This is a genomic window from Roseibium marinum, from assembly GCF_002906165.1.
In the GTDB taxonomy this organism is placed as follows: domain Bacteria; phylum Pseudomonadota; class Alphaproteobacteria; order Rhizobiales; family Stappiaceae; genus Roseibium; species Roseibium marinum.
Genome location: NZ_PPCN01000011.1, coordinates 83081 through 99106, shown reverse-complemented (window position 1 = coordinate 99106; position 16026 = coordinate 83081). Strand labels below are relative to the sequence as shown.

Below are 16026 nucleotides of genomic sequence, written 5' to 3'. Positions count from 1 at the left end.
CCATCAGCCACCTCGCCGCGAAAGCCATCGGCCGCGGCATCAGGCAGCCATCCAAAACAGGCCCCGGTCAAGGCGGTCAGTGCCGATGAAGGCAGCATACTGACAACGCTGACCAATCTGTGGCCCTATATCTGGCCGTCGGAGCGTCCCGACCTGAAACAACGGGTCCTGCTGGCCATCTTTGCCCTTGTGATCGCCAAGTTCGTGACGGTGCTCTCTCCCTACTTTTTCGCCTGGGCGACCGATGCCCTGACCGGGGAAGGGACGCCAAATCTGCCGGCCTTTCTCGTCGCACCGGTCATGCTTGTCCTTGCCTACAATGCTGCCCGCGTTCTGGCTGTCGCCTTCAACCAGCTGCGCGATGCGCTGTTTGCCCGGGTCGGACAGCACGCTGTGCGCCAGCTCGCGTTCCTGACCTTCCGCCATCTGCACGAACTGTCGCTTCGTTTTCATCTTGCCCGGCGGACCGGCGGGCTCAGCCGTGTCATCGAGCGCGGTGTCAAGGGCATTGAATCCATCGTCCGCTTCACCATCCTGAACGGCATCCCCACCGTCCTGGAATTCGCCCTTATGGCTGCGGTGATCTGGTATCAGTTCGGCTTTTACTACGTCATCATCGTCGCCGTGATGATCGTTGCCTATGTCTGGTTCACGATCAAATGCTCGAACTGGCGGATCGAAATCCGGCGTGAGATGAACGACAGCGACACGGACGCCAACTCCAAGGCCATCGACAGCCTGTTGAATTTCGAGACGGTCAAATATTTCGGCAATGAAAAGATGGAAGCGCGGCGCTTCGATGAATCCATGGCGAAATACGAGAGCGCGGCCACCAAAACCTGGACGTCGCTCGCCTGGCTCAACCTCGGCCAATCGGTGATTCTCGGCTTCGGCATGGCGGCCTGCATGGGGCTGTCGGCCCGGGCGGTTCTGGCGGGCGAACAGGATATCGGCGACTTCGTCCTGATCAATGCGCTGCTGATGCAGATCTCCATTCCGTTGAACTTCATCGGCTTCCTCTACCGGGAAATCCGGCAAGGGCTCGCGGACATGGAATCCATGTTCGATCTGCTGCTGGTTCCCACCGAAATCAGCGACAAGCCGGACGCCGTTCCGCTCAAGGCGGTCGAAGGCACGATCTCCTTCAAGGACGTCCGCTTTCACTACGATCCCGACCGGCCGATCCTGAAGGGGATCGACTTCGAAGTGCCGGCCGGCCGGACCATCGCGATCGTCGGCCCGTCCGGAGCAGGCAAGTCGACCATCTCCCGGCTGCTGTTCCGGTTTTATGACGTGACCGGCGGGTCGGTTGAGATCGACGGGCAGGATTTGCGCGACGTCACGCAGGAAAGCGTGCGCCACGCCATCGGCATGGTGCCGCAGGATACGGTGCTCTTCAACGACACCATTGCCTATAACATCCGCTACGGGCGTCCGGCTGCGAGCGACGAGGAAGTCCGGGAAGCGGCCCGTATGGCGCAGATCCACGACTTCATCGAAAAACTGCCCAAGGGCTATGCGTCGGAAGTCGGTGAACGCGGCCTGAAACTTTCCGGCGGCGAGAAGCAGCGCGTGGCGATTGCCCGTACGATCCTGAAGTCTCCGCCGATCCTGATCCTGGACGAGGCGACTTCGGCGCTCGATACCCATACGGAGCGCGAAATCCAGTCCGCGTTGGACGAGGTTTCCCAGAACCGCACGACACTCGTCATCGCCCACCGGCTGTCGACGGTGGTCAATGCCGATCAGATCATCGTGCTGGAAGCCGGCCGGATCGCCGAGCGGGGAACCCATACGGAGCTGCTGGACAGCGGCGGGCTCTACGCCTCCATGTGGGCGCGCCAGCGTGAGGCGGACGAAGCCGAGGAGCGGCTGCGGGCGGCGCGGGAAAACGACGAGCTCGGCATCGTCACGCGCGGTCAGACGGCGGACTACGTTCCGGCAAAATAGAGCCGTCAGGATCTGTCCGGTTGGAGTGCCTACGCGGCCCGGTCTTTCTTCGGCGCCCGGTCGTTGGCGCATGCGGTGCGTCCTAAATGGGGTGGGCGGCCTGAATTGCGCGAGGGCTGCGGACGGAACAGAAATCCGGACAATACACGGACAAGCGCGCGCAGTTCCGCATGTCTGGCGGCGCGGGCGCGGGCTTCGTACTCGTCTCCTGTATGCATCATGGTCATGTTTCTCCGTTTCGGTGAGAATGGTATCGCATGTTGCGTTTGGTTGAAGAATTGGGCTAATTTCAAAAACATCTTTCGAAAGTTTCGAATAATGCGCCTTGATGATCTGAAGTTCTTCAAACGGGTTGCGGAGCTCGGCAGTCTTTCCGCGGCCGGCCGCGAGATCGGCCTGTCCCCCTCCGCGGCCAGCAGCCGGCTCAGCACGCTGGAAAAGAACCTGGGGGCTCAACTTGTGTCCCGGACCACCCGGCGCACGCGCCTGACGGAGGCCGGCGAGGTATTCCTGCGCCATGCCAGTTCCGCGGTTCGCGAGATGGACCAGGCCCGGACGCTGATCGATGCCGCCGGGGATACGCCCCGCGGCACCTTGCGGCTATCTTCGAATGTCTTCTTCGGTCGCAAGCACATTCTGCCCCACCTGGCGGAATACCGGCAGCTCTATCCGGATCTCCACCTTCAGGTCGACATGACGGATCGGATGGTCGATCTCCTGGAGGGTGGTTATGACCTCGGTATCCGTGGCGGGCCGATGCCCGATTCCAGCCTCATCGCCCGGAAACTCGGCGGCAACCGGCGTGTGCTGTGCGCCAGCCCCGACTATCTTGCCCGCAAGGGGGCACCGAAGACGCTGGACGACCTGCGCCATCACGATTGTATCGGCTTTGAATCCATGCCCGTATGGTATTTCAGCGGACCGGACGGCGAGATTGCCTACCAGGCCGAAGACCCGGTGATCTCGGGTGACAACGGCGACTTCGCCTATGATGCCGCGATTTTCGGTCTCGGTCTGACGGTCAAGTCTCTGGCGCATGTCTGGGAGGACCTGCGCGACGGCCGGCTGGTGGAACTCCTGGAGGATTTTCCGATCACACGCACCGGCAATATCTTTGCTGTTTATCCGCCGGCCAAGTTCATCCCGCCCAAGATCACCACCTTTGTCGATTTCCTGATCTCCAAATATGGCCGTCCGGCTTACTGGGAAACCGATTACCGGCAGGCCGCCACCGGGGCATCCGGGCAAGGTGCTTTGAAAAGCGCTTGAAATTCCGCAAAGCCTGTTCTCTTCCGCTCCAAAAGCCTCTAGAAGCAGGGGGAGAAAAAGACGCAACAGGTGCATTTACGGAGCTGACATGTTCCGGAAAAGCGAGAAGCGTAATGCGCGCATGCTCCTGTTCTGAAAGCGGAAAGTCAGAATGTCGATAGTAGATTCCGTCACCAAGGCCATGGTGCCGATCCACCGGGAGGGCTGGCCCTTCATCGCGATTGCGCTGGTCGCGACGCTGGTCATCGGCTGGTTCATCGATCCCCTGTTCTGGATCGGGCTGATTTTTACCGGTTGGGTATGTTACTTTTTCCGCGATCCCAGGCGGGTAACACCTGTCGGTGACAGCCTGGTGATTTCACCGGCGGATGGGGTGGTCAGCCATGTGGGGCTTGCCCGGCCACCGGTGGAGCTGGAACTCGGCAACGAACCCTTGATGCGCGTGTCGATCTTCATGAATGTCTTCAACTGCCACGTGAACCGTGCGCCGTTCGGTGGCAGGATCACCCGTGTCGCCTACCGTGCCGGCAAGTTTCTGAATGCCGACCTGGACAAGGCGAGCGAGGACAATGAGCGCAACGGTCTGGTCATCGAAGCGGGCGATACAAGGATAGGTGTGGTCCAGATAGCCGGTCTCGTCGCCCGGCGGATCGTCTGTTTCGTGCGCGAAGGGGAAACGATTTCCACCGGTGACCGTTTCGGGCTCATCCGCTTCGGCTCCAGGCTGGATGTCTATTTCCCGGTGGGAACGGTGCCGAAAGTTGCCTTCGGCCAGACCATGATCGCCGGTGAGACCATCCTTGCCGACCTGACGCAACCGCAGGCTCCCTCCCAGCCTCTAACCCGTGTCAGCTGAGGGCGATGGTGTCTGAGTCTCCCGAACCCAAGGTGGCGCAACAACGGCAGCAACCGAGATTCCGCCGCGTTCCCTTGCGTCTGATCATCCCGAATCTGGTCACGCTGCTGGCCCTGTGTTCCGGCCTCACAGCTGTACGCATGGCTTATGACGGTGCCTGGGATTTCGCCGTCGGCGCAGTCCTGATCGCCGCGGTTCTCGATGCCATCGACGGCCGGGTTGCACGGTACATGAAAGGGACATCCCGTTTCGGTGCTGAACTGGATTCGCTCGCCGATTTCGTCAATTTCGGCGTTACTCCGGCTCTGATGCTGTATCTCTGGATCCTGAAAGACGCCGGTTCGATCGGTTGGATCGCGGCGCTGATCTTCGCGATTTCCGCGGCCCTTCGCCTTGCCCGTTTCAACGTGGCGCTAGAAGATCCGCAAAAACCGGCCTGGGCGCATCGCTTCTTTACAGGTGTACCGGCGCCGGCGGGAGCGCTGACGGTGCTGCTGCCGCTTTATCTCGACTTTCTCGGCCTGTTCCCGCACTGGTTTGCCGATGAAGCCTTCGTGGCGGCCTATACGATTGCCATCGCCTTCCTGCTGATCAGCCGTCTGCCGACCTATTCCGGCAAGTCGTTCGGCACCCGCGTGCGCCGGGATCTCGTACTGCCGCTCTTTGTCTTCACTGTGCTGATCGTGGCACTTATCGTCAGCTATCCGTTCCGCATGCTTGCCGGAGGTTCGGTGCTGTATCTGCTGAGCGTTCCGTTTTCCTGGCGGGCGCACCGCAAACTGATCCTGGCCGATGCATCGCTTGCCCTGGATGACGATGGCGACGAATGCGACACCGATCTCGACAATCTTGGCGACCGGGACAAGGATCACGGCGGGTAGATCAACAGACTTCCAATCGTGATTGATATTAAGGTGTCACGGCCCCTGCGTTCAGCTGAACGCGGGATGCTCCAGACGCTCGCGTATCGGGTTTCCCGGTATCTTTTTCCGGTTCAGACATAGGCCCTCGATCACTTGAGGAGCCAAACCCATGTTAACCGGAAAAACAGTCCTGATCACCGGCGCCAGCAGCGGCATCGGTGCCGCCGCCGCCCGCCTGTTCGCCGTCGCCGGCGCCAATCTCATACTTGCCGCCCGGCGCCAGGACAGGCTGGAAGAGGTGAGGGACGCGCTGCCGGAAGCAGCCGGGCGGATTTGCGTTTTCGCGGGCGATGTCACCGATCCGGGCTTTTCGGAAAGGTCCGTCCGGGCCGCTGAGGAGGCCTTCGGCGGTCTGGACGCTGCCTTTAACAATGCAGGGATGCTGGGTGACATGGGCCCTGTGCCGGAAATGGCCCTGGAGACGTGGAACGAGGTCGTCGCGACCAATCTCACCAGCGCCTTCCTGGCGGCAAAACACCAGATCCCCGCTATGAAAGCCCGAGGAGGCGGATCGATCGTCTTCACCTCCTCCTTTGTCGGCCATACGATCGGCCTGCCGGGGATGGCGGCCTATGCGGCGGCGAAGGCCGGTCTGACCGGTCTGACCCAGGTTCTGGCTGTCGAACACGGAGCGGACAACATCCGGGTGAACGCTTTGTTGCCGGGAGGTACAAAAACGGAAATGGCTGGCGACGACCCTGCGTTTCATGACTATGTCGCCGGACTGCATGCGCTCAAGCGCATGGCGGACCCGGAGGAGATCGCCCGCGCGGCGATGTTCCTGTTGTCGGACGCTGGATCGTTCGTCACGGGGTCGGCGATGCTCTGCGACGGTGGAAATTCCATCACCAAGGCCTGATCGGCCTGCACCATGTACCAGTCTTCCTCTCTTGCGGGGGAGACTGGAGAAACTCCGCAAGCTTGCCAGTGTCCGGAAGGTCTGAGCAAATGGCGCTTGGAAAAGCCCCAAATTACGGCATGTGTGAACAAGCCAACGAGCTTTCGGACGATGGTTGCCGAAAGCTCTCAATGTACCGACCCTGAAACACGGCTCAGAACAGGGCGCCGCTCCACTGCTCGTTGATTCGTTGGAACGTGCTGTCCGCCCTGAAGCGCCAAATCACTTCGTTTGTAGCCGATACGAGTGCGCGACCGGTATCGTCGTCGCGACAAATGAGCTTCACATCTGTAGTGGTGAGTACTGCCTGCGGGTCGTAATCCGGCTTCTCGATGCCAAAATAGTCGGCGGTTAGATACATGTCGGGCATCCATCCCATGATGGCATCGACACGATGAAGCTGTAACATCTTCAGCTTGGCTTCTTGAGAGTTGACCAGAACGAAGTTCACTCCCTGCCGTTTCAGTGTTTTCTCCAGGTTGCTGCCGTTTAGTATGGCCACCGACTTGTTGCGCAGAGATTTCAGGTCGGTCAACAACTTGGCACCGGGAGGCGTGAAGATGTGCTGGCGTGAAACAAGAACCGGGTCGCTTTCCACCAGGTTTTGAGTATCGATGCCAAATTTACGAAGAAACCTTTTGTCCATGCCGAAGACACAATCGGCTTGACCCGTCGTTAGCTCTGACAGCACACGTTTGAGAGGCAAAACAGAATAGGAATAGGCTTTACCGGTGCGATCGAGGACTTCATGCGCGAGCTCGGGATAGTGGCCTTTGTTGTCGTTCGATTGCAGCCCTTCTCCCAGCTCGGGCGAGACAATTGTGATTTCGGGCTCGGCGAAAGCAGGCATCGGTGCTGCCGCCCAAAAAAGCATCAAAAATAATTTCGCTGATTTCAGCGCGATTCCGGTCATCGTTGCGGAGCCGGGGAGGCTGCTGACATCAGACCTGAAAACTTGCCCCGTTCCGTCAGAATCGTCATGTCCATGTCTGGTGAGAACAAAGCGACGGAAATCCGAAATCCTGTTTGTGAGTGAACCTGCACGCCACGGACTGATGCGCTCTTGGCCCGGTACATGGAAAAATTGCGACTCTGGCACTTCGGTTTTTCCAACTCTGAAAAGTCCTCGCTATGGGCGAGGTGTTCAAGCACAACGTTATCTAGGGTCCGCTAGTGCGGATTGATAGGAAAGTTGCTCAAGAAAGAAATTATTCTTCGTATCTATAGATAACGCTATTTATGTATTGCGATCTTTTCAAGGGGTAATAATTTACAAATTGAGATTACTGCGTAAGTTGGCTAGCTATTTTATAGTAAAATATGAATGATAAAAATACTTATATTAATGTATACTTACAGAGAAGGGTCTGTGTAGTAAAATCGCGCTTCATGCCGGAACCTGGTCTTGCCGCTGACGCGTCACGCCGGGACGACACGTCAAAAGGGAGAAAGATGTCCGGTAAGCGAAGAATCTATAATGTTTTCAACAGCGGACCGGTAGCCCCAGGCCTTAAACCGGACGGCAGGGGGGTTGATCCTGCGATCCCATCCGTCCGTTCCCCGTACAGGGAATATCTGCTGTCAGACCGGCCGCTTGCGAAGGAATTTCTGTTCGGTGACCGCCTTGCCCCATTGATCGCCGACATATTCGTCCGCCAGTTCGAAGCCGTTTCTTTCGTAAAGCGCCCGGGCGGCATCGAGGCCCTTCAGGGTCCAGAGGTGGATTTCGTCAAACCCGTGCTTGTCGCAATGGGTCAATGCCTTGAGAAGCAGGGCCTTGCCGAGACCCGTGCCGCGCAGTGGCTCGGACAGGATGAACCAGCGCAGATGGGCGATGTTGCCGCCAAGGTCCTCGCCATCGATTGTGATCGACCCGATGACCTGTCTGTCCTCGACAACACTCCAGCTGTTGTTCACGGGATTGCCGATACGCGGCATGAAGTCCGCCATGGCTTTTGAGACAACGCTTTCGAAGTCCGGACCCGTTCCGATGATCGGCGCGTGGGTGCGGGCATGCATTGCGGCGACATCTCCGATCATGCCGGTCTGATAGCCTTCCAGGATCTCGGGAGAGGATCGCGGCACGTCCGTTTGCTCCTCAGGGGATGGCAGCGCGTCGGCATAGGCGGAGAGAGTCTCGGCAACGGTTTCCGCTGTCACGCCCTTCACCCGCGAAAGAGCGCCGCAGGCCAGCCGCTCGCCAAACCGGTCGATTGTCCGGAAGGTCTTCTTCCCTTCCCGCGTCAGGTTCAAACCAAAGGCCCGGCGATCCGTTGCCGACCGGGTCAGTTCGATCTCGTCCCGTTTCTCGAGAGTTTTCAAAAGCCGGCTGATGGTGGATTTCTCCAGTTTCAGCTTGGCTGCGAGCTCCTTGGCCGTGATGCCCGGATGAAGCCCGATTTCCATGATGGCGTGGACACCCGAGCCGGAAAGGTCTGTTCCGGCAATGGTCTTGTCGAGAAAGCCGAATTCCCGGACCAGTTTCCGGGAGGCGGCGCGGATGTCTTTCACAAGAGCTGGAGAGGCGGCGGTCATCTGTGCGTTCCATATAGTTGTAAGTAGCAACTATATGGAACGCACAGGATGTTTTCAAGAGGCGGGAATGGTTTTGCGAGGCGGGAGGCCTGGATCTTCCTCCCGGAAGGCGATGTCAACCTGTACCGGTTTGAAACTCTGAAGGATCCCGCTCGCCAAGTCCAAGGAACCGGTCAGGTTTCAGGCCTCCAGTCGAGTCCGACTGGAGGCCTGTCGATCCCGAAGCGGGATGTTTCCGGCGGCCTGTCCAATGCGGTCCGGCCTCACTCCGCAGCGTGCGGCAGCTCCTCCCGGGGGGGGAGCATGGGTGACGCCGGTTTCGGCATGGGGACCACCGTGGCGGCAACCCTGTCCTTGTCCTGATCCTCTGTGCCATCCCCGGCCGGGCCCGCCGCGATGGCGGGCTTGCGCTGGAAATAGGCGACGATATTCCAGAAGGATGCGGACCAGACACTCGGCGCCGCGATCATGACGGGGATCATCAGGAGCGTCAGCAGGGTGGAGAAGGCGAGGCCGGAGATCACCGCCGTTGCCAGTTGCACCCACCACACCGCCGTTATGCCGCCATAGGCAATCACCTGATTGAAGAAATCGAAGTTGACCATGGTGGCCATCGGAATGAGACCAGCGATGGTGGTGATCGTCGTCAGCAGGATCGGGCGGATCCGCTGTGCGGAGGTTTTCAGGATCGCGTCAAGCGGCGGCAGCCCGTCCTCGATGAACCGGTTGTAGGTGTCTATCAGAACGATGGCATTGTTCACGACGATACCGGCAAGCGCGACCACCCCGGTCCCGGTCATGATGATCGAGAAAGGCTGGTTGGTGATGAGCATGCCCAGCAGCACCCCGAAGACCGACAGAACCACCGTCGAAAGGGTCAGGAAGGTCTGATAGAACGAGTTGAACTGGGTCAGCAGGATCAGGAACATCAGGAACAGCGAGGCAAACATTGCCTTCATCAGGAACTCGCCCGATTCCTGCTGATCCTCATCCGCTCCGCGGAACTTCAGGTAGACATTATCCGGCCATTCCTGACCGTCCAGCCAGGTCTGCAGGGCCGCGACCTGTTCCGTCGGATTGGACCCGGATTCCGGATTGACGGTGGCTTTCACCATCATGGAATAGAGCCCGTCCCGCCGGACGATTTCCGACACCTTCGGCGCTGGTTCGCGGCTGACGAAATTGGCCATCGGCACCAGGCCGAGGCTGGTCTGCAGGCGCAATTGGTCGAACCGGCCGATGCTGCGTTCGTTTTCCGGCAGGCGGACGCGGATATCGACCTCGTCCTCGCTGTCGCCCGGACGGTAGGTTCCGATCAGGACGCCATTGGTGACGAGCTGGACCATGTTGCCGACAGAAGCGATATGTGCCTGATAGCGGCCGGCCTGTTCCCGGTCGATGGAAATCTGCCATTCGATGCCGGGCAGGGGACGGTCGTCCTCCTGGTCCATCAGCACGTCTTCGCCGTTGATGTGCTCCCGGATCTTCGCAATGGCCGCGACCATGTCGTCATAGTCGGTCGACTTGACTTCAAGCTGTACATCCTTGCCGGTCGGCGGACCACCCTCGATCTTGCGGGTTTCCACCTTGATACCGGGGATATCCGCTGTTTGGGTGCGAATATCGGCGAAGATTTCCTTCGCCACGCGCCGGCAGCAGAAATTGGCGAGCTCGATGTTGATTTCGCCCATGACGTCGGCGGGCTTGTCCTGGACGTCGCCGACGGACGGACCACCGGAAGAACCACCCGGCGGGAAAGCATTGGTGATGACGTTCTCGACACCGGCGATCGTCATGATCCTGTCTTCCACCTGGACGACCAGATCGCGGGCCTCGGCCGCCGACATGTTGCCCCGGCCCGAAACCAGCACCACGGCCTGTTCCGGTTCCTCGTCGATGAAGAACTGCACACCGGTGGGGTTGGCAATGAAGGCGCCGATGATTGCAGCGCAGCTGACGAACAGCACGAGGAGAGCGGCCACGTTGCCGATGGGATTGCCGGCAAAGAGCTTCAGGAGCCGGACATAGAGCCCGGTGAAACCGCGGACATTCCTGACGTCAAAGGCTTCCGAACCCGAAAGCTTGGCTGCTTCCAGCCGATCCAGTTCGGCGCGTTTCGCGGCGCGGGCCTGGGACCAGCGGACGAACGGGCGCAGGATGCGGTAGGAGAAATAGCCAACCAGGACAAAGGCGAGAACGCCGAGAACCATTGTGAGGGGCTGGATCAGGCCCGCGGGAACGAGGCCCGACAAGGCCAGCGGCAAGAAGGGACCCGCGACCACCGCGAGAGTGGACAGGATTGCAATGGTCAGGGCGAGCAGCGCGGTGGCGTGGCGGCTCATCCAGTGCGACACCTGGGCCAGTATGCCCCCGGTCACGGGCAGGAACACCATTGCGGTGAACAGCGACGCGGTCAGGATGATGATCACCATGATCGGCAGATAGCTCATGAACTCGCCGGCGACACCGGGCCAAAGCAGCATCGGCAGGAAGGCCACCAGCGTCGTCGCGGTCGAGGAGACGATCGGCCAGAACATCAGCTTCGCGGCCCGGATATAGGCTTCCCGGTCCTCCATGCCCTCCTGGATCTTCCGGTCGGCATATTCGGTCATCACGATCGCGCCATCGACAAGCAGGCCCACCGTCAGCACGAGGCCGAACATGACCATGTTGTTGACCGTTTGCCCGATGCCCCCAAGGATGAGGAAGCCGACCATGAAGGAGGTCGGGATCGCAAGGCCGACAAGCAGGGCGGATCGCAATCCGAGCGCCGCCAGAACCAGGATCATCACCAGGAAGATCGCGGTCAGGATCGAGGACTGCAGCGAGCCGAGCACCTCGAAGATGTTCGAGGACTGGTCGAGCATCAAATCGACGCGGATGGTATCGGGCCAGTCCTTCGAAGCCTGCTCGACGACGTCCTTCACCGCGGCGTTGTTCTCGATGATGTTGGTGCCGATCCGCTTGACCACCTGGAGGGAGATCGCGGGATTGCCGTTGACGCGCGTATAGGCGTTCGCATCCTTGAAGGTGCGGCGGATTTCGGCAACGTCCGCCAGGGTGACGACACCTTCTCCGCTCTGTTTCAGAGGCAGGGTGTAAACGTCCTCGGCCGTTTCGACGAGGCCGGGAACCTTGACGTTGAAACGGCCCTTGCCGCCGTCGATGAAGCCAGCCGGAACGAGCTGGTTGTTGAGTTGCAGCGTGTTCAGCAGTTCCTGCTGGGTGATCGAATAGGATTCCAGTTTCTGGGTGTCGATCAGCACTTCCAGCAGCTCTTCCCGGTGGCCGGTGAGATCCGCCGACCGCACCGAGTCGATCGCCTCGACTTCATCCTTGAGCCTGCGGGCGTGCTGATAGAGCGTGCGCTCGGGAACATTGCCCGAAAGGGCGATGATCATCGTTGGCGCCAGCGCGAAGTTCATCTCGGTGATTGTCGGCTCTTCGGCCTCGTTCGGCAATTTGCTCTTTGCCTGATCGACCTTGTCGCGCACATCCGCGAGTGCCTCGTCCTTGTTGAACGAGATGTCGAATTCAAGGACGATGCCCGCGTGGCTTTCCGACGCGATCGCCGTGATTTCCTTCAGGCCGTCCAGACCGCGCAGCTCCGTCTCCATCGGCCGTACCAGCAGGCGTTCGGAATCTTCCGGTGAGATGCCCTGCTGGGTGATGGAGATGTAGAAGATCGGCAGGTCGATATCCGGGCTGGCTTCCTTCGGGATGGAGATATAGGTCGCGGTGCCGGCGATGATCAGCGCCAGCATCATGACGAAAACTGTTTTGGGGCGTCGAAGGACGCCTTCGAGCATCTCAATCATCGGCTTACCTCTGCCGTCTCAAAAACCGGCTCCACAATTTGTCCGTCCGAAACGTATTCCTGCCCCACGGTGATGGCGATCACTTCGTCCGGCAGACCGCCGAGCCACATGCCATCCTGCTCGCCGTCCAGAACCTTGACTGGATAAAAGACGGTCTTGTTGTTCTCGTCCACGGCGCGAATTCCCACTTGTCCCGCATCGTTGAGCGTCAGGATCGCCGGGGAGATCAGATGTGCCTTTTCAGCCGGTAGAGACAGCATTGTGACCGCGGTAACACCATCGCGGGCCTTGCCCTCCGGGTTCGGCAATTCGACCTCGATGCGAAAGGTCTTCGTGTCGGGATTGGCCGACGGCGAGATGTAGCGCACCTTGCCCTCGAGCGTTTCTCCGGTCACCAGCTTGACCGTCGCCGGCATGTCGATGGACACATGGCTGATATCCAGTTCCGACACCTGGCCGATGGCGATCATCGGATCGGAATCGATCACGGTCGCGCAGATATCGCCTTTTTCGAGATGCGCTCCCACTTCAGCCATCGGGCTTTCGATGACACCGTCGATCGGTGACTTTATCACGGTGCGCTGGAGTTCAAGTTCGGCCTCCTTGAGCCGGGCACTGGCCGCGTCGAGCTGGGCGAGGGCAGCGGCAACCCGGGTTTCTGCGGTGAAGCCCTTGCTGTTCAACTGCGTGGCCGCATCATGGTCGAGTTTCGCCTGCGCAAGCACGGCCTTTGCCTCCAGCACGCTTGCCTCACGGGTTCCCCGGTCGAGGACACAAAGGATGTCGCCTGCGGACACACGGCTTCCTTCGCGCGCAGGTCGCTCCAGCACGTTGTCGGTGGTGACTGTCCGCACGGCGACCTTCGCCTCGGCTTCCGTTCGCCCGCGAACTTCCAGAACAGCCTGACGGTCTTTTGCCGTCAGCCGCTGAACCCGAACGCGGAAAAGGGTGTCGGTTGCCTGGCTGACCCGCTGAGCCGGAGAAGGCGTCGCGTGTTCACTGTCGCCGACACCGCCGATCACCATCGTGCCGGTATACATCCAAAATCCGATACCGGCCGCGAGCGCGGCCGCCAGGATGTAGGAAACTTTCACGCGCATCTGTCTTTATCTCCGAAACGTCAAGGCTTACTCCGCCGCCGGCGCAAGAGGCCGGGCTGCGTCTTCAGCAATATTGATCAGGGCCTCGCCATGTTCTTCCAGATAGGCGAGGGTGAAACTCATGCAGGCAATGCCGAAGTCCCGCGTCCATCCGGAGCCGGGGTGGGGGCATTCCTTGTCCTTGTGTGTGTCCGTCAGCAGGCGCAAATCCTCTTGCACCTGCGCTTTACGCCGCTCCAGGGCGCGGCGGATGACTTCCGGCGGAAGCTGCGCCGCATTCAGGGCGATGAGTAGAAACGGGGATTTGAAGGTGTCCGGCGCTTGCGGTTCGCAGAGCGAGTTTATGAATTCCGTCCGCCCGGCCTCCGTAATGGAATAGACTTTCCGCGCGGGTTTGCCTGCCTGGGGTTCCTCGCGCACAGTCACCAGCCCCTCCGATTCAAGGCGCGCCAGAGCCGGATAGATCGACCCGAAGCTCGCGTCTTCGAAATAGCTGAACCGCCCCTCGGTAGACTCCTTGCGGATCTCGTATCCGGTGGCATCCCCGAAAGACAGGATTGCAAGACATAAGCTGCGTACGCTCATTGGCTTCTCCGCGACCGGGAGCTTCCTCCCGGATTGACGGTCCTTTCAACATGAACGGAATGACAGAACCAGCCACACCCCTGGACCTGTCAAAAACCCACATATGACGGTCCGATATATCGAACAAATATATATCTTCTCCACGGCAATCAAGACTGCGATGCACAATTTTTCCGTGTTGGATAAACAAATTCAGACGATCCAAACCGGTTTGAACTTATTCGCTGCTTTTGACAGCTTGTTGAAGGCGCGAAGCGGACGCTAGAATGACGCCACTTCTTTTCGCAATTCCAGCATTGGGAGACACCAGGATGGGCAGGTTTGGCAAGGCGTTCGGCCAGCTGAAATTACCGCGCGATCCGCTGTTCAGGCTCCTGGCGATAAACGGCATTGCAGGTATCGCCATCGCCGGCCTGGTTCTCGTCGGAATATTCTGGGCCAATATCGGCAATTTACGGGTGCTGGTGGTCAATTCTGACGATCCGGTCCTGCCGGTTCTGATGCTGGCCTTTGCGCTGGTGATCACGCTCGGATCCGTTGTCATCGGATCGGCCATCATGCTGCTTGGGGAAACCGATGCCGGGGGTGCGACCCCGCTGAGAACCGGCCGTATGCGCTTGAAAAATGAACTCAAGCCGCTGCCGGTCGCGGCGGGCAGCCGCCGCTGATAATACCTGAAAAATCTAGTCTGCCAGCGTCCTGTAGACGACGTTCGCTTTGGCGCCGTTTGTCTGGCGCGGGTCGAAATCAGCGAACAGTGTCATGGCCGCAGCCGTAAGAAGAAGCAGCAGCCCTGCGGATGAAAGCTTCATCTCTCCGGTCCTTTCGATCATGACGTTCTCCTTGTTTGTCAGGCGGGTTATAGCGCCGCAGCTTCTAAGGCTCCGGTAACAGCTCCAGTAAAATTTTACCTACCGGCACTTTTGACATGGCCGATTATCTGTATGCTTGCACGGCTTGTCCCGATGCGCTCTTTTGTCTGGAGAACAAGTCTGCCTGGAGCAAAAAATGAACGATTCTTATCCGCGTGACATGATTGGATACGGCCGGACACCGCCGGATCCGGAATGGCCCGGGGGAGCTAAAATCGCGGTTCAATTCGTGCTGAACTACGAAGAAGGCGGCGAAAACAATATTCTGCACGGTGACCCGGCATCCGAAGCATTTCTCTCGGAAATCGTCGGGGCGCAGCCCTGGCCGGGCAAGCGTCACTGGAACATGGAATCGATCTATGAATACGGCTCGCGGGCCGGTTTCTGGCGGGTCTGGCGCATGTTCACGCAGCGCTCTCTGCCGGTCACGGTCTACGGCGTGGCCACAGCGCTGATGCGCAACCCCGATGTGGTGGCGGCCATGAAGGAAGCCGACTGGGAAATCGCCTCGCACGGATTGAAATGGATCGAATACGCCGATATGACCGAGGAGGAGGAGCGCCGCCAGCTTCAGGAGGCGATCCGCATCCATGAAGAGGTGACCGGCGCCAGGCCGCTCGGCTGGTATACCGGCCGGTGCTCCATGCAGACCCGGGATCTGGTCATGGAAGAGGGCGGTTTTCTCTACGATTCCGACAGCTATGCGGATGATTTGCCTTACTGGGTCGATGGCCCGAACGGCGACCATCTCGTGATCCCCTATACGCTCGATAGCAACGATATGCGCTTTGCCGCCATCCAGGGCTTCAATTCCGGGGACCAGTTCTACACTTATCTCAAGGATTCCTTCGACACGCTCTACGCGGAAGGGGCGGACGGCGCGCCGAAAATGCTGAATGTCGGTCTGCACTGCCGGCTGATCGGGCGTCCGGGACGCGCCGCCGCGCTTGCCCGTTTCCTCGACTATGTTCTGTCACATGAGGACGTGTGGGTGGCGCGGCGGATCGACATCGCCTGGCACTGGCATGCGCATCACAGCCGAAGCTGAACCGGCCGCTTTTGACTATGTGCAAGGGGCTTCGCAGGAAGCGCCTTTTTTGTTTTCTGACGCAATGTATACGGCGCGCGAAATTAACCAAAATCGTTAAAATACAACTTAAAATCGAGCAAATACGGTTGCATGCCGGGACTGCCTGTTTTACGACCTTGAGTAGATTAAT

14 protein-coding genes are annotated in these 16026 nt (G+C 59.4%); 7 read left to right on the top strand and 7 right to left on the bottom strand.

Annotated features, from left to right (window positions below):
• Positions 1-96 precede the first annotated feature (96 nt).
• Entirely contained in the window at positions 97-1950 is a 1854-nt protein-coding gene (locus CLV41_RS21285) for an ABCB family ABC transporter ATP-binding protein/permease (RefSeq protein ID WP_328590052.1), read from the top strand.
• Positions 1951-1979: 29 nt separating this feature from the next.
• On the opposite strand, the gene CLV41_RS21280 is transcribed toward CLV41_RS21285, so the two are convergent.
• On the bottom strand, positions 1980-2171 hold the full coding sequence (locus CLV41_RS21280; RefSeq protein ID WP_146048620.1) for a hypothetical protein: 192 nt from the start codon (positions 2169-2171) through the stop codon (positions 1980-1982).
• Between the two features lie 97 nt (positions 2172-2268).
• On the opposite strand from CLV41_RS21280, the gene CLV41_RS21275 reads away from it, so the two are divergent.
• The 4 genes from CLV41_RS21275 to CLV41_RS21260 all read left to right on the top strand — a co-directional run bounded on the left by CLV41_RS21275 (position 2269) and on the right by CLV41_RS21260 (position 5857).
• Positions 2269-3219, top strand: a complete 951-nt coding sequence (locus tag CLV41_RS21275; protein WP_103224489.1) for a LysR family transcriptional regulator — start codon at positions 2269-2271, stop codon at positions 3217-3219.
• Positions 3220-3370: 151 nt separating this feature from the next.
• Entirely contained in the window at positions 3371-4075 is a 705-nt protein-coding gene (locus tag CLV41_RS21270) for a phosphatidylserine decarboxylase (protein WP_103224488.1), read from the top strand.
• Between the two features lie 5 nt (positions 4076-4080).
• Positions 4081-4956 carry a CDP-alcohol phosphatidyltransferase family protein gene (locus CLV41_RS21265; protein ID WP_103224487.1) on the top strand — a complete coding sequence of 292 codons (876 nt, stop codon included), beginning with the start codon at positions 4081-4083 and terminating at the stop codon, positions 4954-4956.
• Between the two features lie 151 nt (positions 4957-5107).
• Complete coding sequence (locus CLV41_RS21260; RefSeq protein ID WP_103224486.1) at positions 5108-5857, top strand: SDR family oxidoreductase; 750 nt, start codon at positions 5108-5110, stop codon at positions 5855-5857.
• A 193-nt stretch (positions 5858-6050) separates the two neighbouring features.
• Here CLV41_RS21260 and CLV41_RS21255 read toward each other — a convergent pair whose 3' ends face one another.
• From CLV41_RS21255 to CLV41_RS21235, 5 genes are all read right to left on the bottom strand, one after another.
• Positions 6051-6995, bottom strand: a complete 945-nt coding sequence (locus CLV41_RS21255) for a substrate-binding periplasmic protein (RefSeq protein WP_103224485.1) — start codon at positions 6993-6995, stop codon at positions 6051-6053.
• 482 nt (positions 6996-7477) lie between these two features.
• On the bottom strand, positions 7478-8431 hold the full coding sequence (locus CLV41_RS21250) for a bifunctional helix-turn-helix transcriptional regulator/GNAT family N-acetyltransferase (RefSeq protein WP_103224484.1): 954 nt from the start codon (positions 8429-8431) through the stop codon (positions 7478-7480).
• A gap of 263 nt (positions 8432-8694) precedes the next feature.
• The gene (locus CLV41_RS28200; protein WP_103224483.1) at positions 8695-12249 is read right to left on the bottom strand and encodes an efflux RND transporter permease subunit; all 3555 of its coding nucleotides are present in this window, start codon (positions 12247-12249) and stop codon (positions 8695-8697) included.
• Positions 12246-13349: an efflux RND transporter periplasmic adaptor subunit gene (locus CLV41_RS21240; protein WP_103224482.1), complete on the bottom strand. Its 1104-nt coding sequence runs from the start codon at positions 13347-13349 to the stop codon at positions 12246-12248. The genes CLV41_RS28200 and CLV41_RS21240 overlap by 4 nt, the downstream gene beginning before the upstream one ends.
• 27 nt (positions 13350-13376) lie before the next feature.
• Complete coding sequence (locus CLV41_RS21235) at positions 13377-13934, bottom strand: helix-turn-helix transcriptional regulator (RefSeq protein ID WP_103224481.1); 558 nt, start codon at positions 13932-13934, stop codon at positions 13377-13379.
• Between the two features lie 266 nt (positions 13935-14200).
• Here CLV41_RS21235 and CLV41_RS28010 point away from each other — a divergent pair, with 266 nt between their 5' ends.
• The gene (locus CLV41_RS28010) at positions 14201-14602 is read left to right on the top strand and encodes a hypothetical protein (protein WP_208987650.1); all 402 of its coding nucleotides are present in this window, start codon (positions 14201-14203) and stop codon (positions 14600-14602) included.
• A 15-nt stretch (positions 14603-14617) separates the two neighbouring features.
• Here CLV41_RS28010 and CLV41_RS27860 read toward each other — a convergent pair whose 3' ends face one another.
• Positions 14618-14767, bottom strand: a complete 150-nt coding sequence (locus CLV41_RS27860; protein WP_170107277.1) for a hypothetical protein — start codon at positions 14765-14767, stop codon at positions 14618-14620.
• Positions 14768-14942: 175 nt separating this feature from the next.
• Between CLV41_RS27860 and puuE the strand changes: the two genes are divergently transcribed.
• Positions 14943-15854, top strand: coding sequence for an allantoinase PuuE (puuE, locus tag CLV41_RS21225; RefSeq protein ID WP_103224480.1), 912 nt, complete (start codon positions 14943-14945; stop codon positions 15852-15854).
• Positions 15855-16026: the final 172 nt, after the last annotated feature.

Coding starts and splice junctions, on each gene's coding strand:
- CLV41_RS21280 (WP_146048620.1), bottom strand. CDS start 2,171: ATGATGCATACAGGAGACGAGTACGAAGCCCGCGCCCGCGCCGCCAGA.
- CLV41_RS21275 (WP_103224489.1), top strand. CDS start 2,269: ATGCGCCTTGATGATCTGAAGTTCTTCAAACGGGTTGCGGAGCTCGGC.
- CLV41_RS21270 (WP_103224488.1), top strand. CDS start 3,371: ATGTCGATAGTAGATTCCGTCACCAAGGCCATGGTGCCGATCCACCGG.
- CLV41_RS21265 (WP_103224487.1), top strand. CDS start 4,081: ATGGTGTCTGAGTCTCCCGAACCCAAGGTGGCGCAACAACGGCAGCAA.
- CLV41_RS21260 (WP_103224486.1), top strand. CDS start 5,108: ATGTTAACCGGAAAAACAGTCCTGATCACCGGCGCCAGCAGCGGCATC.
- CLV41_RS21250 (WP_103224484.1), bottom strand. CDS start 8,431: ATGACCGCCGCCTCTCCAGCTCTTGTGAAAGACATCCGCGCCGCCTCC.
- CLV41_RS28200 (WP_103224483.1), bottom strand. CDS start 12,249: ATGATTGAGATGCTCGAAGGCGTCCTTCGACGCCCCAAAACAGTTTTC.
- CLV41_RS21240 (WP_103224482.1), bottom strand. CDS start 13,349: ATGCGCGTGAAAGTTTCCTACATCCTGGCGGCCGCGCTCGCGGCCGGT.
- CLV41_RS21235 (WP_103224481.1), bottom strand. CDS start 13,934: ATGAGCGTACGCAGCTTATGTCTTGCAATCCTGTCTTTCGGGGATGCC.
- CLV41_RS28010 (WP_208987650.1), top strand. CDS start 14,201: ATGACGCCACTTCTTTTCGCAATTCCAGCATTGGGAGACACCAGGATG.
- CLV41_RS27860 (WP_170107277.1), bottom strand. CDS start 14,767: ATGATCGAAAGGACCGGAGAGATGAAGCTTTCATCCGCAGGGCTGCTG.
- puuE (WP_103224480.1), top strand. CDS start 14,943: ATGAACGATTCTTATCCGCGTGACATGATTGGATACGGCCGGACACCG.